This window comes from Ruegeria sp. YKSE079, from assembly GCF_059612845.1.
Genome location: NZ_JBXWRJ010000030.1, coordinates 15,779 through 38,489, shown reverse-complemented (window position 1 = coordinate 38,489; position 22,711 = coordinate 15,779). Strand labels below are relative to the sequence as shown.

Below are 22,711 nucleotides of genomic sequence, written 5' to 3'. Positions count from 1 at the left end.
TCACCCGCCCAAGGCCTGCGGGCGTGAAGGGACTAGGCCTGCAAAGCTGACGGCGACATCTCTGATTTTTCCAGAACCACAAAAGTCATCATACCAAATGGGGGCAGGGGCGTTTGTTCTTCGAGGGTCAATGCCGCCTCTTTCAGCACGGTTTCGATCTCGAAATCGGAATGCCAGCCGATCGTGTTGGCAAGCGGCGCAATTGCCTTTTCAAGCGATGCAAGCAAACCCTGCTCTCTTTGGAAATGATTGGTGATAACCACTTTTCCGCCCGGTTTACAGACCCGCGCGATTTCCGCCATCACTCTTTCCGGTTCCGGAACGACGGAAAGCACATGCATCGCCACAACCGTGTCGAAGTGGTTGTCGGGGAAATCGAGTGTCCGGGCATCCATCTGACGCAGCTCTGCGACATTGGTCAGTCGCATGGCGCTTACTTTTTTCCGGGCTTTCTTCAGCATGTCCTCGCTGAAATCTATACCGATCACCTGAAGCTCGGGAGCATAGTGTTCCAGCGAAAGGCCGGTACCCACCCCAACCTCCAGAACCGACCCGGAGCGGCCGTTTACATACTCGGTCGCGCGCCGCCGTCCGGCATTGGTGATGACACCGAATGTCTTGTCGTAAACCGGTGCCCAGCGCGCATAAGAGGATTGCACAGCTTGAATATCCATTTCAAATTCCCTGATGGTTTGAATGTTTTTCACTTCCGAACCACGCTTTGGCAACCATCACCACATATCCCACACACAGCGCGATCAAAGTGATCCAGGCAAAGGTCAGCAGCGCAGATCCTGCAATAGCGATGCCGATCAGAAAATACTTCACGTTCCCGCGGGAGATTCGGGTGGTCTTGAATGACCAGGTCGGAATGCGGCTGATCAGCAGCAGTCCGATAAACACCATATAAATGCAGATCAGATAGCCGGGCAGCACCGGCCTGTCAGCAAAGGCAAAAGAGAGGTACATGGGCAGCATGACCAAAAGCGCCCCTGCCGGTGATGGCACTCCTTCGAAATAGGCTTTGTCGTGGTCGCAGGTCTCGGACTTGCTGGTCACATTGAAGCGCGCCAGACGCATGACACAACACACCGCAAAGAACAGAACGGCGATCCAGGCCAGACTTCGGATATCCTGCAAAGCCCAGAAATATAGGATAAGCGGCGGCGCCACCCCGAAGTTCAGGAAATCCGCAAGCGAATCCAGCTCGGCACCCAGCTTGCTGCCACCGTTGACCAGGCGGGCGATGCGCCCGTCCAGCCCATCCAGAACACAGGCCGCGATAACCAGCTGTACCGAAAGCACGTAATTGCCCTGTACGCCGAACCTGATTGCCGACAAGCCTGCACAAATGGCCAGAATGGTCAGCGCGTTCGGCAGCAAATGGATCAGCGCAAACCCGGTCTCATCATGTTTGGAAGGTTCTGTCACTGATCCAGCCGCCTATTGTTCATCCGGCGCGCTCAATTCGGCAAGAACGGTTTCTCCGGCGATCATCGTTTGCCCCACGCGCACCAGCGGATCCACATCATCAGGCAGATAGACATCCAGCCGGGACCCAAACCGGATCAGGCCAAACCGCTCACCGGTTTGCATCGCGTCACCTGGATTTACAAAGCATACGATCCGACGGGCCACAAGGCCCGCGATCTGGACAACCGCCAGGTCCTGACCGTTCCGCATGCGGATACGCAGACTGTTGCGTTCGTTATCGGCGCTGGCCTTGTCCAGCGACGCGTTGAAAAACTTGCCGGGGCGATAGGCGACAGCGACGATTTCGCCGTCGATGGGTGTTCGGTTCACATGGCAATTGAACACGCTCATGAAAACGCTGACACGCGTCAGGGGCATGTCGGGCATACCCAGTTCCTTTGGCGGCACCGCCTTTTCGATCAGCGAAACCACGCCGTCTGCCGGGCTGACAACCAATCCTTCACCCAACGGCGGCACGCGTTCAGGATCGCGAAAAAAGTAGTAACACCAGACCGTCAGGCCGACACCGATCCAGCCCAGGACGTCGGACAGGAAAAACAGGCCGACAGTTATCGCCGCAAAGATCGCGACAAACCGGATGCCTTCGGGATGCATCGGCTTGATGAACGTGTCACGCATTCGCATCGCGGTCTTTCCCTCAGCTCATTTGTCGGGACCTTCATAGGTAGATTGGCCCCGAACGCAAGAGAGGTCGATATGACACGGTGTGTTCGACACTGGCTTTCGACTACGCCCGATCAGAAATCCTTGAGCAGCCGGGTGGTTTCCGGGTCCAGAAACCCGGCAACGGTCGCCTCGGTTTCCAGCTCCAGTGCCCGGTGAATTCCGCCCGCTGTTGCCTGATTCAAGACACGTTTCATTGCACGTGTGGAAAGCTGAGGCAGGGCAGCCAGTTGTTTCGCGACCGCTTCCGCCTCGGCCAGCAGACCGTCATCAGGCACGACCTTCCACGCAACGCCGATTTCCTTGAGTTCGGCCGCCGCGTAACGCTGTCCCAGAAACAGCATCTCGCGCGCTTTTACCGGCCCGACAAGCGCAGGCAGAATCGAGGTCACGGCACCGGTCACAAACAGGTTGAGCGACACCTCGGGAAAAAACCCCCGCGCGCTTTCCGCCCAGATCGGAAAGTCGCAATTGATCGCCCATTCAAAGCCCCCCCCGACGGCCCAGCCGTTGATGGCGCCGACAACCGGCTTGGCGCCAAGCACGATTGCCACGGTCGCGCGCTGTATGGCATCCACAACTGCGCGCGCTTCTTCCTCGGTCTCCGGATGCACATGTTCGTGCCGGTCATCGCCCGCGCAAAACGCCCTTCCCTCGCCGGTGAAAATGATCGCCCGTGTCGCGGGGTCGCGGTTCGCATCGTCGAACGCCAGCGTGACTTCATCGATCAAAAGGCGATTCATCGCGTTCATTGCATGCGGTCTGTTCAGGGAAATCGTGCGCACACCATCTGCGGTCAAATCCGAGCGGATGGTTTCATAGGTGAAAGTTGTCATTCATGGCTCCTTATGACCCGCCTTGTTTTTCCTTCGGTTCGCGGAAACGTCGCGTAGGGTAGAATTCTCACCCGTATCGTCGCCCCGAGCTTTTTCTTGAACCTCTCCGCGATCCGCCGCGCTAGGGTTCCGTCATCCCGACCGTCGGCTGCCAACTCGACATGCACGGGCAAGACGTCATAAGGCGGCGGAACATCCAGCATGATCCGATAATCACCCGACAGTTCGTCGAATCCGGTGATGACGGCTGCGACCATGGACGGGAACATGTTCAGCCCCCGGACCACCACCATGTCGTCGGAACGGCCAATCACCCGGAACCGAAAGCCGGTGCAGCCGCACCGGCACGGGTCCGTATTGTCAATGCGGATGATATCGCCGGTCCGAAAGCGCACCAGGGGTTGGCATTCACGGCTGAGATGGGTGAGAACCAGTTCTCCTTCGTTGCCAGAGAGCATTTCCCTGGGTTCCCCGTTGTCAGGGTCGATCAGTTCGGCATGCAGGACATCATGCGCCACGAAATGCAATGAGGTGTCATGAGAGCATTCAGAGGCGAAATTGCAAAACACGTCAGAGACGCCGTAATTCGCGTTTCTTGGCTGCAAACCCCAGATATTGCTTAGGCGCCGGCGAAATTCCGGATCGTCAATGCCGGGCTCGCCGCCAAACAGCCCGAGTTTCAGGCCAAGATCACCAGGCTTCAAGGACGGAAACTTGTCGGCAATCACGCGCTCCAAAACAGCGGGATAAGACGGGGTGCACGAGATGGCAGTGATCCCGGTTTCCAATATGGTGTTGATCAGCAGTTCGGTCGATCCAACACCAAAAGGAACGACCGTTGCGCCCGTGCGCTCCAGCGTCAGATGGTCGGTCAGTCCTCCCATCCACATCTGATAGTTCAGGCAGTGAACAACGGTTATCCCCGGCTTCAGCCCGGCAAGGGACTGTGCGCGACCTCCAACGATTTCCGTTGTTTCGCAATCCCTTTCGCTCATGGCAAGGTTCATGGCCTGGCCGGTCGTGCCGGATGTACGATGCAGTCTGGCGACTTTCTCCGCCGGGGCAGCAAGGTAATCCCCGAACGGGGGCGATGCCGGTTGCGCCAGTCTCAGCCCCGCCTTGTCCGAGAACGGCAGCTCCGCAAGATCTTCCAGTCGTTTAGGAGGGCGCTTGCCGTTCCAAATCCGTTGATAGAAAGCCGAGTTTCTTGCGACATAGTCGCTTTGTCGTTCCCACGATTCCTGCCTGTGCAGTGATAACTCATTGAGGGGCACCAAGTGCCCGTCGTGCAGCAAGCTCATTCGCCCATGCCTTTCGTCCAAAGCGTTGTAAGAGTGTCGACAACGGTGTCCGGGTCTTTCGAGATCGACCCCACCCAGGGATCTTTGGTTACGAACAGTGCTGTCAGATACTGATCGACCATTCCGCCAAGCGCGTAAGCGCGCCGCATCAGTTCATCTTCGGCAGGTCTACTGCCCCGGTGTTTTTTCAGATACGCACGCACAACGGTTCTCGCCCACTCGTTGTTGAGTCGCTGAAAAGCTGCCCTGGCTTCGGGAAAAGCGTCGATGCCCATGACAAGGCATTTCATCAAGCCTGCATTGGCCTTGAATAGCTCGAAATAACCTGCCGTGGTATTGCGGATCGGGTCGCCATCTTGTCTGGCTGCGGCCCGCATCTGAACTTGCAGATAGTCCACGAACTTGCTCAGCAGGTGGCCCGCCAGGTCGTTTCGATCTTTGAAGTACAGATAAAACGTACCATGCGCGACGCCCGCTTGCTGGCAAACGGTCGACACGGTCAGCAAATCAAGTGTGTTGTCGGCAAGGAAGGTCGTGCCGGAAATGAGAAGATCAAGCCGGGTACGCTCGCCCTTGCGCATGCGCTCCCGGCCGATGGATAACCATGTCTCAAACGGGTCGGTTTTCGGACCAGATATTCCATTGGCAGGGATCATTGTACCTCCATTTTATGAAACTGACATCAGTATCATAAATGATTCGAGTCAAGAGCCTGAATAGTCTGCGCTGGCCTTCGGCGGTGAAGGCGACCATCGCCCGCGCTACACGGAGTCGGACAAAAGCTCCTCCATAAAGAGACTCAGCAACTGAGCTCGCCCATCCACCCCAGCCTTGGCATAGATAGAAGTCGATTGCGCCCGTACGGTTCCCGCCGCCCGACCGCGAATGCGCGCGATGGAATCGTTGTCCAACCCTTTCAGGATCAGCAAGGCGACATCCCTTTCGGCCTGTGTCAGGCCCCATTGCGCAAAAAAGCCTTCGATGACTTCCGCCATCTCGCCACGCGCCGCCTTCAGACCGGTGGTAACGCGGGTCATCTTTGCAAGCAGCGCGCGCAGTTCGAACATGAAGAACAGGATGCCTGCACACAGCACGACTGCGACAAAGCTTTCCAGGACAAGATGCCCTCCACCCTCCCCGGCAGGCTCGCGTACGTCCAGAATGACATCGACGATAAAGAACAACGCACATAGCGACTGGATCACGATCATCGCCGCCATTAGCGCGGCCCGGCGCGCGTCAGCGTCGCCGGACCTCAGGGTCTGAATGACCCTTTTGATCATTTGACCGACCAACCGTCGGGAATGTCCTTGCGTCCCGTAATCATTGCTTTCACCAAACCTACGCCTGTCCGCCTTTGATCCAGAACCACTCCGCCAACATGGATCACCACGGACAACATCAGCCAGTTGAACGCCAGTTCGTGCACCTCTTCAACCCACTCCACACCAAAAAACCGGATCGAGCCCATCATGACGCCCGTGCCGCAAATCACCAGCAGGGTCAGCCAGATATTATAGGCCATCAGAGCACCCAGCGGATTGTGGGACAAGTGCACGACCCGGTCCCCCGCCCATGTCTCCTTTGCATGGTTCAACACGGCCCGCGGGTAAGGGACAAAAGCAGAAAACCGGGCCGAAGCCGGACCTGTGACGCCCCAGAGCAGCCTGACAAGAACAACCGCCAGAACCGCATATCCAATGAGTTCATGCGCTTTCCCCTCATCATCGACAATCATCCCGTTCAACACGACACCAAGAACGACAGTCCAGTGAACAAGCCGCACCAGCGGATCCCACACCCGATAGCTGCGGGCACTCAGGTGCCCGCGCTCTGTTTCAGCATGACTAGCCATCCGGCTTCACTCCTGCTCGACCTTGGAAATCTTGCCGCTTGCCGGATCGACATACACTTCGGCAAGTTCCTTACCCTTCACGACATAGGCTTCGATCTTTCCGTCTTCCATTTCGATCTTGCGCACATCGAACCCCATATCGGTCAGGCTTGTGCGCACTTCAGCTTCGGTTTTTCCCACCTCTGCACCGGGAGCAAGGTCAAGCGCCAGAACCGGCGAAGCAACAAGCAGGCCCGCAATGATCGACAGATATCTCATGATATTTCTCCGTTTTCAGATCCCGTGGCGGACTGCCCGCCAGCAAGGCCAACCTGTGCCGCTCGCCCCGATCGAACCATTGGGTTCGGGCTTAAACACGGGGATCTAAGCGCGCGCTGACGTTTGAAAACCGAACCTGTCCCAACAAAAAACCCCCGCGCGACGCGCGGGGGTTTTGACTTCAGACGTGTTTGTCAGGGATCAGTGTCTCTTGCCCTTAACCGGCGCCCAAAGGCGCTTGTTGGTCAGGTACAACAGCACCGAAAGGATGGTCAGGAAGATCACACCCACGAATCCGGCCTGCTTGCGGGCCATCATCTTGGGTTCTGCCGTCCACATCAGGAATGCGGCGACGTCCTGTGCCATGGCCTCGACGGTGTTCTCGTGGCCATCGGCAAACTCGACCTGCTCGTCGAACAGCGGTGGCGCCATCGAAATCCAGCCGCCGGGGAAGGCGGTATTTTCGTACAGGATGGTGCCGGCCTCTTCCTTTTCATGGCCGGTATAGCCATGCAGCAGCGAGGCGATGTATTCCGCGCCGCCCATGCCCTTGAACAGCTGGTTGATGCCCAGGCCGTAGGGGCCATGGAAACCGGCGCGCGCCTTGGCCATAAGACTCAGATCAGGCGCGCCAGCCGCCGTGTTGGCCGGGAAATGGTCAACGGGCTTGGCCGGCACGTCCTCGTCGAGTTCCGGATCGTAAACAGTGAAGTTGTCAGCCGCATAGGCGCGAACCTGATCCATTGTGAACCCGACACCGCCCTCATCGGCCAGTGTGCGCAGGGGAACATATTGCAGGCCGTGGCAGGCCGAGCAGACCTCGGTATAGATCTGCAGGCCGCGTTGCAGCTGGTGCTGATCATAGGTGCCGAACGGGCCTTCGAACGAGAACTGGAAATCCTCGATATGCTGTTCGCCGCCACCTGCCGCGAATGATGCGGCAGGAACAAACGCCAGAGCAACAGCGGCGCCGATTGCAAGTTTCTTGAACATGGTTTTCTGTCCCTCTTCTTACTCGGCGGGTGTGGCGTCGGCGTCAGCCTTGCCATAGTGCGCGTTGAAGTCTTCTTCGATGGTTTCCGGCTGCGGCTCGGGCTTTTCGATAACGCCCAGGATCGGCAGGATCACGAAGAAATAGGCGAACCAATAGGCCGACGCGATCAGCGAGAAGGATGCATAGGGTTCTTCTGCAGGCATCGCGCCCAGCCACATCAGGGCCATGAAGTCGATGATCAGCAGGTAGAACCACCACTTGAACATCGGACGGTACTTGCCCGAACGCACCGACGAGGTGTCCAGCCACGGCGCCAGCGCCATGGCCAGGATCGCGCCGAACATCGCCATCACGCCAAAGAACTTGGCGTCAATGATGCCACCGGTGATGAAGCTGGCGAACTGAACAACCCAGACCTCGCCGGTAAAGGCGCGCAGGATTGCATAGAACGGCAGGAAGTACCATTCCGGCACGATATGCGCGGGCGTCACAAGCGGGTTGGCTTCGATATAGTTGTCGGGGTGGCCCAGATAGTTCGGCATGAAGCCGACGATGGCCCAGAAGACAACCAGAACAACCGCCAGGGCAAAGAAGTCCTTGATCACGAAATAGGGCCAGAACGGCAGCGTGTCCTTCTCGGCCTCGGCTTTCGACCCTTTGCGAACATCAACGCCCGTGGGGTTGTTGTTGCCGGTGGTGTGGAAGGCCCAGATATGCACCACGACCAGCGCCGCAATGACGAACGGCAGCAGGTAGTGCAGCGAGAAGAAGCGGTTCAGCGTGGCGTTGTCCACGGCGGGTCCGCCCAACAGCCAGGTCTGGATGCTTTCGCCGATGAACGGGATCGCGCCGAACAGGCCGGTGATCACGGTTGCGCCCCAGAACGACATCTGTCCCCAGGGAAGAACGTAACCCATGAATGCAGTGCCCATCATGCACAGATAGATCAGCATGCCGATGATCCACGTGATCTCGCGCGGGGCCTTGTACGAGCCATAGAAAAGACCGCGGAAGATGTGGATATAAACGGCGACAAAGAACAGCGACGCCCCGTTCATGTGCAGATACCGCAGCATATGGCCGCCGTTCACGTTGCGCATGATGTGCTCGATGCTGGCAAAGGCCAGATCGACCTGCGGGGTGTAATGCATCACCAGCACGATGCCAGTGATGATCTGCAGTGCCAGGCAGAAAGCCAGAACAATTCCCCAGATCCACCACCAGTTCAGGTTCTTCGGGGTGGGGATCATGATGGTGTCGTAAAGCAGACCGACGATGGGCAGGCGGCTGTGCAGCCACTTTTCCGCGCCTGTCTTCGGTTCGTAATGGTCGTGCGGAATTCCGGACATGAGCGCGTTTCCTTATCCCAGCTTGATAACGGTAGGTTCGACGAACTCGGCCACCGGAACCGGCAGGTTCTCGGGCGCGGGCCCTTTGCGGATGCGGCCAGACGTGTCGTAGTGCGAACCGTGACAAGGGCAGAACCAACCATGATAGTCGCCTGCGCCATCACCCAGCGGCACACAACCAAGGTGCGTACACACGCCCATCATCACCAGCCATTCGCCACTCTCGTCCAACGAACGGTTTTCGTCCGCCGCGTCAAGGCCGGGCTTGTTGGCGTTGCGATCGTTGTTGTCCGGCAGTTCTGCCAGGTCGACCGAACGCGCCTCTTCGATTTCCTCGGGTGTCCGGCGGCGGATGAAGACCGGTTTGCCCAGCCACTTCACGGTGATCTGGGTGCCTTCTTCGACGCCACTGATATCCACGCGGATCGAGGACAGCGCCTGAACGTCGGCCGACGGGTTCATCTGATTGACGAGCGGCCAGACGGCAGCCCCTGCGGTTACAGCACCTGCGCCAGCCGTGGCGTAGTAGAGGAAATCTCTGCGGGTGCCTTCGTGATCTTCTGCGTGGGACACGAGGTTTTCTCCGAATTCCAACGCCCGGCGGACGGGCAAACATGCATCAGCACCGCAACAAAGCGGCGTCTCATCGCGCGTATCTATCCGGGAGAAAACGGTTCGTCCAGCGGTCATAGGCGCGCAGGACCCCGCATCAGCCCTTTCATGTCGCAATGCGGACACAAATTTCAAGATCGGGGCGGCAAAATCATGAAAACGCGCCCGTATTTGGCGGAATACCGAAAATCCGTGCCCCAGGCGATTCGCTTTTGTCGCGTTATGCTCACCATACAGCCGGTGGCTTCCAGCCCTGATGCAACTTCATCGCAGGGAAGCTTCGCTCACGGTCTGTCCGGCTCAGTCTGGTGAAATCCATCAACTACCCCTTTGGTTGTGCATGTTCCAATTAAACATCTATTTTATATAGAAATTTTATTCCTCAAAATGGCCACATTCCTGCTATTGCACCTATTGCGAGAACCACGCTATGTCCCGGTGGACGCATATTCAGGATGGAGGTTGGGCGTGATTAAAACGATTTTTGCGGCCCTTATTCTTGCAACCGCCTCTACGGCGACGGCCCATGCCGCCGGAGATCCGGCAAAAGGCGAACAACTTTACAGCCGCTGTTCCTCCTGCCACGCAATCATCAAGGACGGCAAGGTGCTGGTCAAAGGCGGGATCACCGGCCCGAACCTGTACGGGGTCATCGGTCGGGTCGCCGGAACCGAATACGACTACCTCAATGGCAGCGAGCGCTTGCCCATCGGCATGTTCACCGACGACATGATCCGCGCCGGCCAAGAAGGCCTCGTCTGGACCGAAGAGAACATCACCGCCTATGCCGCCGACCCCATTGGTTTCATTCAGGAATTCCTGAACGATGAAACTGCCCGCCCGAACATGAGCGTCAAGCTCAAATCCGGGGCCGAAGACATCACTGCCTATCTGGCGACCTTCAGCCCCCAGTAAACCCGGCGCCTGATGCTGGCTAAGCCTTGTGCATCAAGGCGGCCAGCCGGGCGGTTTCACTGCCAAAGCCACTGGAAACCTGATCAGCGGCCGCATTTCGCGCACCTTCGGGTTTGTTCTGACCAAGCTTCCAGGTGCCCTGAATATCTTCAACGCGCATGCGGCACGGTACGATCATGCGCATCATCCTGTTCAGCGCTTCACTGGACATTTTCCCTGTGCCCCATGGGGCTTTGGGCAGCAGCCGCTTCTCATAGAATGCAGATTGGCGGTCAAGCAAGCCACGTAGCTCGTCCTGCGGGCGCAGTTCAAGCTTTCCGGTCAGGTGCACGGCAACGTAGTTCCACGTCGGAACCTGATCTTCGACACCGTACCAATCGGGCGAGATATAAGCATCCGGCCCCTGCACCGCGATTTTCGCGTGCTGCGTCTCGCGCAGAACCCGCACTATGGGGTTCGAGCGCACAAGATGCAGGTCAGCCAGTGAACCGTCTTCGGACAGCAGAAACGGGACATGACTTAATAACGGGGCCTCGCCCGCAGAGAGTGCCAGAACGCCGAACGCCCGGTCGCGGGCGAATTCAACATGACGCGCGCGGTCCTCGGCGCGGAAAGCTGGATTTGGATGCATAAAAATCCTCCTGTCAAATCTCTTGCAGCGGCAGCCGGTTCTTGGCAAGGTCCGCCTCGTTCTCAGGGCGGGGTGGAATTCCCCACCGGCGGTATGCGGGCCATGGCCCGTAAGCCCGCGAGCGGCCCCGGCTTTCGGGGTGTCAGCAGATCTGGTGAAATGCCAGAGCCGACGGTTACAGTCCGGATGAAAGAGAACGCACGGCCAGGCCACGCCCCCGCGTGTGCTCGTCCGTTCGTGATCGCCTTGGGTGACGTGTCTAACCTATGGAGATTACGATGACACACACCCGCTATGCCTTCGTCAAAGCCAACTGGCATTCCGACATTGTTGACCGCGCGCTCGACGGGTTTCTTGAACTCGTCCCCGCAGAACAAGTCGATGTCTTCGATGTTCCCGGCGCGTTCGAGATGCCCCTGCTGGCCCGTGATCTGGCCCAGACCGGGCGTTATGCCGCCGTCGCCTGCGCTGCCTTTGTCGTTGATGGCGGCATCTATCGCCACGACTTCGTCGCACAAGCCGTGGTCGATGGCCTGATGCGCGCCGGGCTTGATACAGGGGTTCCCGTCCTGTCGGTCTCGCTGACCCCGCACCAATATCAGGAAACCGATCATCACAATTCGATCTACCGCGACCATTTCGTACAAAAAGGGCGCGAAGCGGCTCAGGCCGCGCTGATGATCTCGGAAACCCGTGCGAAAGTCGCGCAGGCTGCCTGATCTTCATCCTTTCGAAAATACTCAAAATGCGCCGCCCGCAGGGCGGCGTTAAACCCGTCAACGGCCAAATCCGCTTGAGGCCGGGGGCCTTGCCCGCTAATCACGATCCGCAAAGGAGCACGCCCCATGTCAATGAACAGCTTTGGCCATCTTTTCCGCGTCACCACCTGGGGTGAAAGCCATGGGCCCGCCTTGGGCGCCACTGTCGACGGTTGCCCGCCGGGGGTCACAATAGACGAAGCGATGATCCAGCACTGGCTGGACAAGCGCAAACCGGGACAGAACAAATTCACCACGCAGCGACGCGAGCCGGATCAGGTCAAGATCCTTTCGGGCGTGTTCGAAGGCCAGACCACCGGCACACCGGTGCAACTGATGATCGAAAACACCGATCAGCGCTCGAAAGACTACGGCGACATCATGGACAAGTTCCGCCCGGGCCACGCCGATATCACCTATTGGCAGAAATACGGCATCCGCGACTATCGTGGCGGCGGGCGCAGTTCAGCCCGGGAAACTGCGTCGCGCGTGGCCGCAGGTGGACTGGCGCGCGAGGCCATCAGGCAGATCGCGCCGAATGTGCAGATCACCGGCTACATGACCCAGATCGGTCCGCACAGGATTGATCGCTCCAAATTCGACTGGGCCCAGATCGAACAGAACCCGTTCTGGACACCCGACGCGACGGCGGCCGGGGACTGGGCCGCCTATCTGGATGACCTGCGCAAATCCGGCAATTCTGTCGGGGCCGTGGTCGAGGTTGTGGCACGCGGTGTCCCGGCAGGGCTTGGGGCGCCGATTTATGCCAAGTTAGACACTGATCTTGCGGCCGCGATGATGTCGATCAACGCTGTCAAAGGCGTCGAGATCGGCGAAGGCATGGCCGCTGCTGAACTGACCGGTGAAGCCAATGCCGACGAGATCTTCATGGGTCAGGATGGCCCGCAATACAGTTCAAACCACGCAGGCGGCATCCTGGGCGGCATCTCGACCGGACAGGACATTGTCGTGCGTTTCGCGGTCAAGCCGACCAGCTCGATCCTGACCACCCGCAAGACCATCACAAAATCCGGCGAAGAGACCGAGATCATCACCAAGGGCCGCCACGACCCCTGCGTCGGCATCCGCGCAGTGCCGGTCGGCGAAGCGATGATGGCGTGCGTGATCCTCGACCACCTTTTGCTGCATCGCGGCCAGATCGGTGAAAATCGTGGCCACATTGGCTGAGCTGCGCACCCGGCTGCGCGACATCGCCCGCGATCTGATGGCTTCCGACCCGGCGCACGATCTGGCGCACCTCGACCGGGTCTGGGTCAATGCCAGCGCCATTGCCGATGGGCAGACCGACCAGCGTATCCTGCTGGCGGCCTGCTATCTGCATGATCTGGTCAATCTGCCCAAGAACAATCCCGATCGGCACCTTGCCTCTCGCCGCTCGGCCGAGGCCGCCGCGCCTATCCTCGCCGGTCTGGGCTTTTCCACGCCTGAAATCGAGGCCACGAAACACGCCATCGCCGCGCACAGTTTCTCCGCCGGAATCGCACCGCAGTCGGCCGAAGCCCGCATCCTGCGTGACGCCGACCGGCTGGATGCACTGGGCGCCATTGGCATCGCGCGCAACTTTTCCGTCGCCGGTTCACTGGGTCGCGCCCTTTATGATCCCGCCGATCCCTTTGCCGAAAATCGCCCCCTGGACGACCTGCGGTATTCGGTCGATCACTGGAAGATCAAATTGCTGAGCCTGCCAGCGGACATGCTGACCAAAGGCGGCGAACAGATCGCGCGCCAACGTGTCCAACGCATGTTGCGGTTTCTCGAGTCGTTCGCCGAGGAAATCGGCCGCGCCCTGCCCGCGGACTGGACCGCCGAATAGGACCGGGATTTTCCATTATTGATCTTTGCCCGGCAAAGGCGCAGGGTCGCGCGCATGGCGACCCCCTTAACATCGCATCGACCTGTACTTGCCGTGACGCTCAAGCTGAGTGCCCTGTTTCTGTTCACGTTGATGTCGGCACTGGTCAAGGCGCTGTCAGACACTTTTCCGCCGGGCGAGATGGTGTTCTTTCGTTCGCTTTTCGCCATTCCGGTGATCGTCGTATGGCTGATCGTGCGCGGGGAGCTGAAACAGGGATTTGTCGCGAAAAGACCGATGGGGCATTTCTGGCGCGGCGTTCTGGGCACCACCGCCATGGGCCTGACTTTCACCGGACTCAGCCTGTTGCCGCTGCCCGAGGTGACCGCCATCGGCTATGCCACGCCCATCTTCACCCTGATACTGGCCGCCCTGATGCTGGGCGAAACTATCCGGATGATCCGCATCGGCGCGGTTGCAATTGGTCTCTTGGGTGTTCTCATCATGCTCTGGCCCCGCCTTGGCGGCAGTGACCTGCAGGCCTCTGCCACCATCGGCGCGCTTTGTGTTCTGGGCGCGACCATCGCCCGCGGGTTCGTACAGATCCACCTTCGCCAGCTTGTGCAGGTCGATCACCCCGCAGCCATCGTGTTTTATTTCTCGGCCACCGCGTCGGTTCTGTCTGCGCTGACCGCCTTTTTCGGATGGACAATGCCGACCTTGGATCAGGCCGCGCTTCTGATCCTGACCGGGCTGGTGGGCGGTGTGGCGCAGATCCTGGTTACGTCATCCTTTCGTTTCGGTCAGGCCTCGATGCTGGCCCCTTATGACTATACCAGCATGCTGTTCGCCATCTTCGTCGGCTACGTCTGGTTCGACGAGTTGCCAACGCTGGTCATGCTGTCGGGCGCGGCATTGGTCATTGCCGGAAACGTGCTGGTGATCTGGCGCGAGCACCAACTTGGGCTGGAGCGCGGCAAAGTGCGTGCGGTCACCGATCCCAAAGCCTGACCTTTACCTTTCGCTCACTTTCCCTAGGTTGACCCCGACAATGAACAAGGATTCTCCGATGAGCGACGCACAGGACCACAAGGAAAAGATGCAACAGGTGCAAGCCCAGCACCGCAAGAAAGTGTCCGAAGCGGTCGACCCCGATCGCGGGTTGGTGCTGATCAACACCGGCAAGGGCAAAGGCAAATCCTCGGCCGCTTTCGGTGTCGTCATCCGCGCGCTGGGCTGGGGCAAAAAAGTGGCCGTCGTCCAGTTCATCAAGGGCAAATGGAAAACAGGCGAGCGCCGGTTCTTCGAGGAACACGGGCTGGTCACCTGGCACACAATGGGCGAAGGCTTCACCTGGGATACCCAGGACCGCGAACGCGACATCGCCGCGGCGACGGCGGCCTTTGGCAAGGCCCGCGAACTGATGGAAAGCGGCGGATACGATCTGGTGGTGCTGGACGAGATCAACATTGCGCTACGCTATGAATACCTGACGGTGGATGCAGTCATCGAAGGACTTGAGGCGCGGTCCGGGAAAACCAGCGTGTTCCTGACGGGCCGCGACGCACCGCAGGCGCTCAGGGACTATGCCGATCTGGTTACTGAAATGACCGTGGAAAAGCACCCGTTCGATGCCGGGATCAAGGCACAAAGGGGTATCGATTTCTAAGCCAGCCGCAACCATTCAATGGAGGAGGCGCAAATGACCGCAAACCGTCTGATGATCCTGTCAGGTGTGTCGTTTGTCCTCTTCGGCCTGCTGCTGGGCGCCAGCAGCTCAGAGGCGTCGAAAAACCTCTGGGGCGGGTTGAGCACGGCATCGCTTGGCACCTTTGCCCTGGCGATGGTCGCCGATGCGCTGGCCAACGGCAGGATCAGGTTTCAGTTCGACGTGATCGAGCGGGACAAACGCCCGCGCCTGTTTCTGGCCGCCATATCCCTCGTTGCATTTGCCGGGCTGGTCGTGATGGGGTGCGCCGTTTGGGTCCTGTTTTTCCGGGGCCGATAGCACCCGCGAAAAAGCCGTGGCCTTGGTTGCCACGGCTTTTTCTTCTGCATGGGTCGCGCCGTCAGGCCGCAACGCTCTCTTCTGGCGCGCTCAGCGAAATCACCGCTACGACCGCGATCCCGTTCAGCCAATAAAAGGAAGCGTCGAGGCCGGAGAAACCGAACAGGCTGGGCGCGAACAAAAAGGTGATGCCGACCAGCAGGTCCACCGCCAGATGGAACTTGTACGGCAGAACCCGCCAAATCCCCAGATGGTGGTCGGTCAGGACCGTCAGCACAAAGGCCGCCATGCCGGTGACAACCGACAGCCACAGCGCTATCGGGTTGGACTGCCCCAGTCCCAGCAGGAACGGCAGCCCCATCAGCGCGAAAGCAACCGGATAGTCGAGATAGGCATGAATATTGCGGGTAACGAAACGAATGGACATGAGATTTTCCTTTCTCTGATCGATGTGAAGCAAAGATAAGGGATCTTTCTCGAACGATTGAGCCTTGAGCGTACAGATGATCTTGCCATTCGTACAAAGTCAGAGCGTATCAATGCATCGCCTTATAGGCCGCCGGTGATACGCCGATTTGTTTCTTGAACACGCGCGAAAACGCCGCCTCGGAGCTATAGCCCGCCTCGGCGGCCGCATCCGCGACGTTCCAGCGGTTCTCGACCAACCCGTGACAGGCGATCTGCATGCGCCATTCCGTCAGGTACTGCATCGGGGTCGTTCCCATCTTCAGCGCAAAAAGCTGGGCAAAGGCTGTTCGCGACATCCCGGCCTCACGTGCAAGCGTCTCGACGCTCCAATCGCGCGCGGGGGCGCGGTGAAACGCCGTCAGCGCCCGCGATATTCGCTGATCGGCAAACCCGGCCAGTGCGGAATAGTTTGGGCTTTGATGTTCCAGATGCGCCCGGATGGCCTGGGCAAACAGCACTTCCGAAAGCTTTAGCGCGATCAGGTCGCCACCGATCCGGGCTCCATTCACTTCCGACCCGATCATGCGCAATGTCGCCTCGATCCAGGCGCCGGCCTCCTCGCCATAATTTTCGATCAGGATATAGGGTGGCAGCCGGTCGATCAGCATGTGACCTGATCCCTTCCCCCCCGGCGCAGCGGAAAACGAGAAATGGCCGCAGATCAACTGCGTATCGCGCTCTTCGTCCGCGCCGCCATAAATCAGAACGCCGTCGCCCTTGTACCCGGCTTGCTCCAGAACCTGATCCAGCGGCAGGGCGTCGATCGGCTTGACTTCGTTGCACAGCAGCGCATGCGCCGCCCCATGCGGGATCAGGATCAGGTCCCCCTGCCTCAGCCGCAGCGTCTCGGCGGTTGATGGGACATACACCTTCAACTCGCCCCGCTGCACAAAATGAAACCGGGCCACGTTCTGGTAACTCGGCACCTTGATCCCGAACGGCGGTGTGAACGACGTGCGGAAATACAGGGTTCCACGCAGGGACAGGCGGGTCAGGATATCGCTGAGAAGGTCTAACATGATGCGAACGTAGTCGTATTTTGCCCTTCGTCCATATGCCTGAACGAACTGCAATGTATTTTGAACGATGGGTTTATGTTGCGTCACGACCAGCAAACCGCAGTTATGCACGCCCGGCCCCGCAACCCATTGCCAGCTGCGATTCCTGCCCATTACACTCTACCGACTTCATACAACAGTCATTCAGCCACCGGCAGGGGATCATCGAATGAGTCACGACAGAATGACCGAATTCCGCGACCGCCTGATCCGGCAGGGGATCGACACCGCCTTGGTCACGGACGAAGACAATGTCTATTACCTGACCGGATACTATGACTACCTGCACATGGAATTCGGGCGACCGACGATCCTGGTGATTCCAAAAGACGGCGACAGCCTGCTGATCACTCCCACGATCGACGAAGTCATGGCCATAAAGGTTGCGCAGGTTGACAGGATTGCAGCCTGGAACGACGGCGCGGGGGAGGAATGGCGACAGGAACTGCCCGCCATCCTGAAAGCCGCCGGGTCGGTGGCGATCGAGCCGGACCGGATGCCGCCGATGGTCAGGCGCTATGTCGATACGCTTGTGGAATCATCCCGGTTACGAGACGTCTCGCCCATCCTCGATGACATGCGGATGATCAAATCAGCGTCCGAGTTGCAACTTGCGCGCCATGCCGGTCAGGTCGCCATGGCGATGATGGAGGCCGGCCGCGACGCAATCGGCGACGGTGTTCCCGAATACGAGGTCGCGCTGGCAACCGGGCGCGCGGGAACCCGCAAGGCAGCACAGATCCTGTCCGACCACTATGCTGATACGCCAATGTCGCCCAACACACATTTTCTCCAGATCATGGCCTCTGGCGACACGATCACCAGAACGCACCAACGGGCATCGACCCGGATCATGAAACGGGGAGAGCCCGTATTCCTGTGTTTCTGCGGCATGACGAATTTCCACCGCTTCAAGCTGGGCTTTGACCGGACCTTCTGGATCGGCGAAATTGCAGACGCGTCACAGGCCGGAATCTACGAGATTGCCGTCGCCAGCCAACAGGCCGCCTTGAATGAATTGAGGCCGGGAATATTGGCCGAGGAGGTGCACCGCGCCTATGCCGAGGTCATTCAGGGGGCCGGATTCGACTATCCTTTCCGCTGCGGGCGGGCAACGGGGTTCAGTTTTCTCGAAAAACCGCAGCTGGTGACCGGGGACAAAACCGTTTTGCAACCGGGCATGGTATTTGCGGTTGACGGGTCAGTGTCCGTTGACACCTTCCGCGCGCAGGTCGGCGACAGCTTTATCATCACCGAGGACGGCTACGAACCCGTCACATTCCACTCAAAGGCGCTGGCTGATGTGATCTTGTGAAATCGCATCAAACGCCGGGCACGGGCCCCGCATTTACGCGGGGGCCGCAGTCTCGATCAACTACGAACGCACCAGCTTCTCGTAGGATTCCGCGATATCGCGGGTCAGGTCACCGACCTCAAAGGTATATTCCCCGATCTGCCCCACCGGCGTGACCTCGGCGGCGGTGCCGGTCAGCCAGCACTGTTCGAAATCCGCCATTTCCTCGGGCATGATGTGACGCTCGTGCACGGTGAGGCCCTTGTCCTTGAGCATCTGCACCACGGTTTGGCGGGTGATCCCGTTGAGGAAGCAATCCGGCAGCGGTGTGTGCACTTCGCCATCCTTGACAAAGAACACGTTGGCGCCGGTCGCCTCGGCGACATAGCCGCGATAGTCCATGAACAGCGCATCGGAACAGCCCTTGGCCTCGGCCTTGTGCTTTGAGATGGTGCAGATCATGTAAAGGCCCGCCGCCTTGGCATGAACCGGAATGGTTTCCGGGCTCGGGCGTTTCCATTCCGCGATGTCCAGCTTGGCGCCCTTCATCTTGGCGTCGCCATAGTATGCGCCCCAACCCCAGACCGCGATGGCCATGCGCACCGGGTTGCGGGCCGAAGCCACGCCCATATCCTCGCCCGAACCGCGCCAGACCAGCGCCCGCACATAGGCGTCCTGCAGGCCCGAGGCCTTCAGTGTCTCTGCCTTGGCGGCCTCGATCTGATCGACGGTATAAGGCATCGGCATATCCAGAGCCTCGGCGCTGGCGACCAGCCGTTCGGAATGCGCCCGGCTTTTGAATATCTTGCCGTTATAGGCGCGCTCGCCCTCGAACACGGACGAGGCATAGTGCATGGCGTGGGTCAGGATATGTACCCTGGCATCGCGCCACGGCACCATTTCACCATCCATCCAGATGACACCATCACGATCATCATAACTCGCCATGCCAAGACCTCCAGAACGGCAGTTTTCCATTTATTGCGTCAATTAGGTCCGAACCGGACACTTTGTTGCGCAAAAGCTGCGATTCGATACCTGTTCACCCTTGGAATGTCAACAAGACTGACTTAAAGTCGGTCCAAGCAACAAACGAGGCATATCATGTCCGAAACCCGCGCCGCATCGGCCTTTGGTGGCGAAAGCCTGCTGTTTCTGACCGACGAGCAGTTGCGGCAGGGGATCGAGGCAATGTTTTTTGCCTATCGCGGCTTTACCGCCGATCCGGACCGCATTCTTGCCGAAATGGCTTATGGCCGCGCCCATCACCGGGCGGTCCACTTCATCAACCGCGCGCCGGGAACGACCGTGAACAACCTGCTGGCCATCCTGGGCGTCACCAAACAGTCCCTCAACCGGGTGCTGCGCACGCTTATTGCCGATGGTCTGGTCGAAAGCCGCGTGGGGACGGTGGACAAGCGCGAGCGCCACCTTTTCCTCACCGATGCGGGACGTGCGCTCGAGGCGAAACTCTCCGACGCCCAGCGCGCCAGGATGCGCGCAGCCTACAAGGATGCCGGCCCCGAAGCCGTGGCCGGGTTTCGCAAGGTACTTGAAGCGATGATGGATACTGATATGCGTGGTGCCTATACCAAACTGCGGGATACGACCTCATGAGCAACATGGATGCCCATCTTCTGATCATCGACGATGACGAACGCATTCGCGACTTGCTGAAGAAATTCCTGATGAGGCACGGCTTTCTGGTTACGTCGGCCCGCGATGCCGCGCATGCCCGCCGGGTGCTGACCGGGCTGGACTTCGACCTGATCGTCATGGACGTGATGATGCCCGGCGAGGATGGCGTCAGCCTGACGCGCGCCCTGCGCGAAACCCATACGACGCCGATCCTGTTGCTGACCGCGCGCGGCGAAACCGAACACCGCATTGCCGGGCTCGAAGCGGGGGCCGACGACTATCTTGCCAAGCCGTTCGAACCCAAGGAATTGCTGCTGCGCATCAATGCGATCCTGCGGCGCATGCCCGAAACCTCGGCACAGGACGCCGCGCCGAAAATCCTGCATCTTGGGCCGATCCGTTACGACATCGAACGCGGCGAGATGTGGCAGGGCGAAGACCCGGTGCGTCTGACCGCCACCGAAAGCCAGCTGATGCGGATTTTCTCGGCCCAACCCGGCGAAGCGATCAGCCGCGCCAAGCTGGTCGAGGATCTGGGTCGCGACAAGGGCCAGGCACAGGAACGGGCCGTCGACGTCCAGATCACCCGGCTGCGCCGCAAGATCGAATCCGATCCGAAACAACCGCGATACCTGCAAACGGTGCGCGGAGCCGGGTACATGCTCGCCCCGGATTGATCAGCTGAACCAGGCTCTGTTCCGGGCCGCTCGAACAAGGGATCATGATGAAAACCACCCTGATCACCCATGCTGACTGCCTTGGGCATGTCACACCTGCAGGTCATCCCGAACGGGTCGCGCGGCTGGAACACATCCTGCACGCACTCGAACCGCTGGATCTCAACCGTGTGACAGCGCCATTGGCCGCGGACGACGATCTGCTGCGCGTCCATCCCGAAAGCCATGTCCGCGCGATCCGCGCCACCCGGCCTGCCGACGGCTTTGCCCAGATCGACGCCGATACGTTCATGTCGCCCGGCTCGGTCGATGCCGCCTATCGCGCGGCGGGTGCTGTGGTGCGCGCGGTCGACATGGTTCTGGGCGGCGAAACCCCCAACGCCTTTTGCGCCATCCGCCCGCCGGGACACCATGCGGAAACCGAGACCGCGATGGGGTTCTGCCTGTTCGGCAATGCGGCGCTGGCGGCCAAACACGCCCTGGATCACCACGGGTTGTCCCGCGTCGCGGTGGTGGATTTCGACGTCCACCACGGCAACGGCACACAGGACCTTCTGTGGGACGAGCCGCGCGCATTGGTGATCACCAGCCAGCAGATGCCGCTCTGGCCCGGCTCCGGCCGCCCCGACGAGGATGGCGCGCATGGGCAGATCCTCAACATGCCATTGGCCCCCGGAACCGGCGGCGCCGAGATGCGCGCGGCATATCAGGGGCAGGCCTTTCCACGTCTGCACGCGTTCAAGCCCGAACTGATCATTATCTCGGCCGGATTCGACGCGCATCAGGACGACCCGCTTGCCAATCTCAACTGGTCCACCGCCGATTTCGCGTGGATCACCGCCGAGTTGTGCAAGATTGCCAAAGACGTGTGTCAGGGCCGTATCGTCTCGACTCTCGAAGGCGGGTATGATCTGAACGCGCTAAGCGCCGCAACCCGGGCGCATGTGGAAGAACTGATGAAGGCCGCGACATGACCGATACACCCGTTGACCAGATGACGTTCGAACAGGCGATGAAAGAGCTGGAGGCCGTCGTCGGCCAGCTTGAACGCGGCGATGTGGCGCTGGATCAGTCGATCGCGCTCTATGAACGCGGTGCGGCGTTGAAAAAGCGCTGCGAGGACGAGCTCAAGCGCGCCGAGGAGAAGGTCGCCGCCATCACGCTGGACGCCAGCGGCCAGCCCACAGGGACAACACCCGTCGAAGGCCTTTGATGTTTCAGGAAAGGCTGGCGCAGGACGCCGCGCTGATTCAGGACCACTTCGATCTGGTTCTGGGCGCGCTCGACCCGATCGATGTGACCCAGGCCATGGCCTATGCCACGCAGGGCGGCAAACGGCTGCGCGGGTTTCTCGTGCTGGAAAGCGCTCGCCTGCATGATGTCGGACCCGACCGCGCGATCTGGCCCGCAACGGCTATCGAGGCGCTGCATGCCTATTCGCTGGTTCATGACGACCTGCCCTGTATGGACAACGACGATCTGCGGCGCGGCAAGCCGACGGTGCATGTGAAATGGAATCAGGGTACCGCCGTGCTGGCCGGCGACGCCCTGCAGACGCTGGCCTTTGAGCTGTGTACCCGGTCCGAAACTGGCCCCGCGGACACCCGCGCCGAACTGGCGCTGACGCTGGCACGGGCCAGCGGCGCGCAGGGCATGGTGCTGGGGCAGGCGCTGGACATCGCCGCCGAATCCGCCGACCGGCCCCTGACATTGGATCAGATCACCCGCTTGCAGGCCGGCAAAACCGGTGCGTTGATCGAATGGTCCGCCTGCGCCGGGGCGCGGCTGGCCGGGCAGGGCACGGCCCCATTGCTCCAATACGCGCAGGCGCTTGGTCTTGCTTTTCAGATCGCCGATGACATCTTGGATGTCGAGGGTGACGCCAAAAAGGCCGGAAAGCGCCTGCAGAAGGATGCGGATGCAGGCAAGGCCACTTTCGTCTCGCTTCTTGGGCTCGATGGGGCGCGATCGCGCGCGCTGGAACTGGTAGAGGCCGCCTGCACCGCGTTGGAAATTTACGGCACGCGGGCCAATACCTTGAAGGAGGCCGCCCGTTTCGTTATTGCCCGGGACAGCTAACCGCAAAGGA

Annotated in this window: 29 protein-coding genes and 1 riboswitch; of the genes, 13 read left to right on the top strand and 16 right to left on the bottom strand. The window is 59.7% G+C overall.

The window, feature by feature from the left end:
- Positions 1 to 32: 32 nt before the first annotated feature.
- From AC2FMY_RS20600 to petA, 12 genes are all read right to left on the bottom strand, one after another.
- Positions 33 to 674: a class I SAM-dependent methyltransferase gene (locus AC2FMY_RS20600; protein WP_496748603.1), complete on the bottom strand. Its 642-nt coding sequence runs from the start codon at positions 672 to 674 to the stop codon at positions 33 to 35.
- A 1-nt stretch (position 675) separates the two neighbouring features.
- Entirely contained in the window at positions 676 to 1,431 is a 756-nt protein-coding gene (gene pssA, locus AC2FMY_RS20595) for a CDP-diacylglycerol--serine O-phosphatidyltransferase (protein WP_480748990.1), read from the bottom strand.
- Between the two features lie 12 nt (positions 1,432 to 1,443).
- Positions 1,444 to 2,118, bottom strand: a complete 675-nt coding sequence (locus AC2FMY_RS20590) for a phosphatidylserine decarboxylase (protein ID WP_480748991.1) — start codon at positions 2,116 to 2,118, stop codon at positions 1,444 to 1,446.
- 113 nt (positions 2,119 to 2,231) lie between these two features.
- The gene (locus AC2FMY_RS20585) at positions 2,232 to 2,993 is read right to left on the bottom strand and encodes an enoyl-CoA hydratase/isomerase family protein (RefSeq protein ID WP_496807980.1); all 762 of its coding nucleotides are present in this window, start codon (positions 2,991 to 2,993) and stop codon (positions 2,232 to 2,234) included.
- Positions 2,990 to 4,294: a phenylacetate--CoA ligase family protein gene (locus AC2FMY_RS20580; protein ID WP_496807979.1), complete on the bottom strand. Its 1,305-nt coding sequence runs from the start codon at positions 4,292 to 4,294 to the stop codon at positions 2,990 to 2,992. The genes AC2FMY_RS20585 and AC2FMY_RS20580 overlap by 4 nt, the downstream gene beginning before the upstream one ends.
- Positions 4,291 to 4,950: a TetR/AcrR family transcriptional regulator gene (locus AC2FMY_RS20575; protein ID WP_496807978.1), complete on the bottom strand. Its 660-nt coding sequence runs from the start codon at positions 4,948 to 4,950 to the stop codon at positions 4,291 to 4,293. The genes AC2FMY_RS20580 and AC2FMY_RS20575 overlap by 4 nt, the downstream gene beginning before the upstream one ends.
- 105 nt (positions 4,951 to 5,055) lie before the next feature.
- Positions 5,056 to 5,577, bottom strand: coding sequence for a helix-turn-helix transcriptional regulator (locus AC2FMY_RS20570; protein WP_496807977.1), 522 nt, complete (start codon positions 5,575 to 5,577; stop codon positions 5,056 to 5,058).
- On the bottom strand, positions 5,574 to 6,149 hold the full coding sequence (locus AC2FMY_RS20565; RefSeq protein ID WP_496807976.1) for a cytochrome b/b6 domain-containing protein: 576 nt from the start codon (positions 6,147 to 6,149) through the stop codon (positions 5,574 to 5,576). Before AC2FMY_RS20565 ends, AC2FMY_RS20570 begins: the two co-directional genes overlap by 4 nt.
- A 6-nt stretch (positions 6,150 to 6,155) precedes the next feature.
- Complete coding sequence (locus AC2FMY_RS20560) at positions 6,156 to 6,407, bottom strand: PepSY domain-containing protein (RefSeq protein ID WP_480748997.1); 252 nt, start codon at positions 6,405 to 6,407, stop codon at positions 6,156 to 6,158.
- 201 nt (positions 6,408 to 6,608) lie between these two features.
- Entirely contained in the window at positions 6,609 to 7,400 is a 792-nt protein-coding gene (locus tag AC2FMY_RS20555; protein ID WP_480748998.1) for a cytochrome c1, read from the bottom strand.
- Positions 7,401 to 7,418: 18 nt separating this feature from the next.
- Positions 7,419 to 8,750 carry a cytochrome b gene (gene petB, locus AC2FMY_RS20550; RefSeq protein WP_496748574.1) on the bottom strand — a complete coding sequence of 444 codons (1,332 nt, stop codon included), beginning with the start codon at positions 8,748 to 8,750 and terminating at the stop codon, positions 7,419 to 7,421.
- A 12-nt stretch (positions 8,751 to 8,762) separates the two neighbouring features.
- Positions 8,763 to 9,323 (bottom strand): ubiquinol-cytochrome c reductase iron-sulfur subunit, encoded by a 561-nt coding sequence (petA, locus tag AC2FMY_RS20545; protein ID WP_480749000.1) that lies wholly within the window; start codon positions 9,321 to 9,323, stop codon positions 8,763 to 8,765.
- Between the two features lie 507 nt (positions 9,324 to 9,830).
- On the opposite strand from petA, the gene AC2FMY_RS20540 reads away from it, so the two are divergent.
- Positions 9,831 to 10,277, top strand: coding sequence for a c-type cytochrome (locus AC2FMY_RS20540; RefSeq protein ID WP_480749001.1), 447 nt, complete (start codon positions 9,831 to 9,833; stop codon positions 10,275 to 10,277).
- A gap of 19 nt (positions 10,278 to 10,296) precedes the next feature.
- Here the strand turns inward: AC2FMY_RS20540 and AC2FMY_RS20535 are convergent, their stop codons facing one another.
- Positions 10,297 to 10,908 carry an FMN-binding negative transcriptional regulator gene (locus tag AC2FMY_RS20535; RefSeq protein ID WP_496747091.1) on the bottom strand — a complete coding sequence of 204 codons (612 nt, stop codon included), beginning with the start codon at positions 10,906 to 10,908 and terminating at the stop codon, positions 10,297 to 10,299.
- 54 nt (positions 10,909 to 10,962) lie between these two features.
- Positions 10,963 to 11,110: riboswitch (FMN riboswitch) on the top strand.
- A 76-nt stretch (positions 11,111 to 11,186) separates the two neighbouring features.
- Between AC2FMY_RS20535 and AC2FMY_RS20530 the strand changes: the two genes are divergently transcribed.
- From AC2FMY_RS20530 to AC2FMY_RS20505, 6 genes are all read left to right on the top strand, one after another.
- Positions 11,187 to 11,627 (top strand): 6,7-dimethyl-8-ribityllumazine synthase, encoded by a 441-nt coding sequence (locus AC2FMY_RS20530; RefSeq protein ID WP_496747096.1) that lies wholly within the window; start codon positions 11,187 to 11,189, stop codon positions 11,625 to 11,627.
- A gap of 126 nt (positions 11,628 to 11,753) precedes the next feature.
- The gene (gene aroC / locus AC2FMY_RS20525) at positions 11,754 to 12,854 is read left to right on the top strand and encodes a chorismate synthase (RefSeq protein WP_496747100.1); all 1,101 of its coding nucleotides are present in this window, start codon (positions 11,754 to 11,756) and stop codon (positions 12,852 to 12,854) included.
- Positions 12,838 to 13,500: an HD domain-containing protein gene (locus AC2FMY_RS20520; RefSeq protein ID WP_496747102.1), complete on the top strand. Its 663-nt coding sequence runs from the start codon at positions 12,838 to 12,840 to the stop codon at positions 13,498 to 13,500. Before aroC ends, AC2FMY_RS20520 begins: the two co-directional genes overlap by 17 nt.
- Before the next feature lie 54 nt (positions 13,501 to 13,554).
- Positions 13,555 to 14,490 (top strand): DMT family transporter, encoded by a 936-nt coding sequence (locus AC2FMY_RS20515; protein ID WP_496747104.1) that lies wholly within the window; start codon positions 13,555 to 13,557, stop codon positions 14,488 to 14,490.
- 58 nt (positions 14,491 to 14,548) lie between these two features.
- The gene (cobO, locus tag AC2FMY_RS20510; RefSeq protein WP_496747106.1) at positions 14,549 to 15,148 is read left to right on the top strand and encodes a cob(I)yrinic acid a,c-diamide adenosyltransferase; all 600 of its coding nucleotides are present in this window, start codon (positions 14,549 to 14,551) and stop codon (positions 15,146 to 15,148) included.
- A 33-nt stretch (positions 15,149 to 15,181) separates the two neighbouring features.
- Entirely contained in the window at positions 15,182 to 15,487 is a 306-nt protein-coding gene (locus tag AC2FMY_RS20505; protein WP_496747108.1) for a hypothetical protein, read from the top strand.
- 61 nt (positions 15,488 to 15,548) lie between these two features.
- Here AC2FMY_RS20505 and AC2FMY_RS20500 read toward each other — a convergent pair whose 3' ends face one another.
- Complete coding sequence (locus tag AC2FMY_RS20500; RefSeq protein ID WP_480749009.1) at positions 15,549 to 15,914, bottom strand: SPW repeat domain-containing protein; 366 nt, start codon at positions 15,912 to 15,914, stop codon at positions 15,549 to 15,551.
- 109 nt (positions 15,915 to 16,023) lie between these two features.
- The gene (locus AC2FMY_RS20495) at positions 16,024 to 16,974 is read right to left on the bottom strand and encodes an AraC family transcriptional regulator (RefSeq protein WP_480749075.1); all 951 of its coding nucleotides are present in this window, start codon (positions 16,972 to 16,974) and stop codon (positions 16,024 to 16,026) included.
- Positions 16,975 to 17,182: 208 nt separating this feature from the next.
- Between AC2FMY_RS20495 and AC2FMY_RS20490 the strand changes: the two genes are divergently transcribed.
- Complete coding sequence (locus AC2FMY_RS20490; protein ID WP_496747111.1) at positions 17,183 to 18,328, top strand: M24 family metallopeptidase; 1,146 nt, start codon at positions 17,183 to 17,185, stop codon at positions 18,326 to 18,328.
- Positions 18,329 to 18,388: 60 nt separating this feature from the next.
- Here the strand turns inward: AC2FMY_RS20490 and AC2FMY_RS20485 are convergent, their stop codons facing one another.
- Positions 18,389 to 19,255: a branched-chain amino acid aminotransferase gene (locus tag AC2FMY_RS20485; protein WP_480749011.1), complete on the bottom strand. Its 867-nt coding sequence runs from the start codon at positions 19,253 to 19,255 to the stop codon at positions 18,389 to 18,391.
- Positions 19,256 to 19,411: 156 nt separating this feature from the next.
- Here AC2FMY_RS20485 and AC2FMY_RS20480 point away from each other — a divergent pair, with 156 nt between their 5' ends.
- Genes AC2FMY_RS20480 through AC2FMY_RS20460 form a run of 5 tightly spaced genes read left to right on the top strand, consistent with a single transcriptional unit; the run spans position 19,412 to position 22,701 of the window.
- On the top strand, positions 19,412 to 19,924 hold the full coding sequence (locus tag AC2FMY_RS20480; protein WP_496747113.1) for a MarR family winged helix-turn-helix transcriptional regulator: 513 nt from the start codon (positions 19,412 to 19,414) through the stop codon (positions 19,922 to 19,924).
- Positions 19,921 to 20,622, top strand: a complete 702-nt coding sequence (locus AC2FMY_RS20475) for a response regulator (protein ID WP_480749013.1) — start codon at positions 19,921 to 19,923, stop codon at positions 20,620 to 20,622. Before AC2FMY_RS20480 ends, AC2FMY_RS20475 begins: the two co-directional genes overlap by 4 nt.
- A 47-nt stretch (positions 20,623 to 20,669) precedes the next feature.
- On the top strand, positions 20,670 to 21,596 hold the full coding sequence (locus AC2FMY_RS20470) for a histone deacetylase family protein (RefSeq protein ID WP_496807975.1): 927 nt from the start codon (positions 20,670 to 20,672) through the stop codon (positions 21,594 to 21,596).
- Complete coding sequence (locus AC2FMY_RS20465; protein ID WP_480749015.1) at positions 21,593 to 21,835, top strand: exodeoxyribonuclease VII small subunit; 243 nt, start codon at positions 21,593 to 21,595, stop codon at positions 21,833 to 21,835. Before AC2FMY_RS20470 ends, AC2FMY_RS20465 begins: the two co-directional genes overlap by 4 nt.
- Complete coding sequence (locus AC2FMY_RS20460; protein ID WP_496807974.1) at positions 21,835 to 22,701, top strand: polyprenyl synthetase family protein; 867 nt, start codon at positions 21,835 to 21,837, stop codon at positions 22,699 to 22,701. The genes AC2FMY_RS20465 and AC2FMY_RS20460 overlap by 1 nt, the downstream gene beginning before the upstream one ends.
- Positions 22,702 to 22,711: the final 10 nt, after the last annotated feature.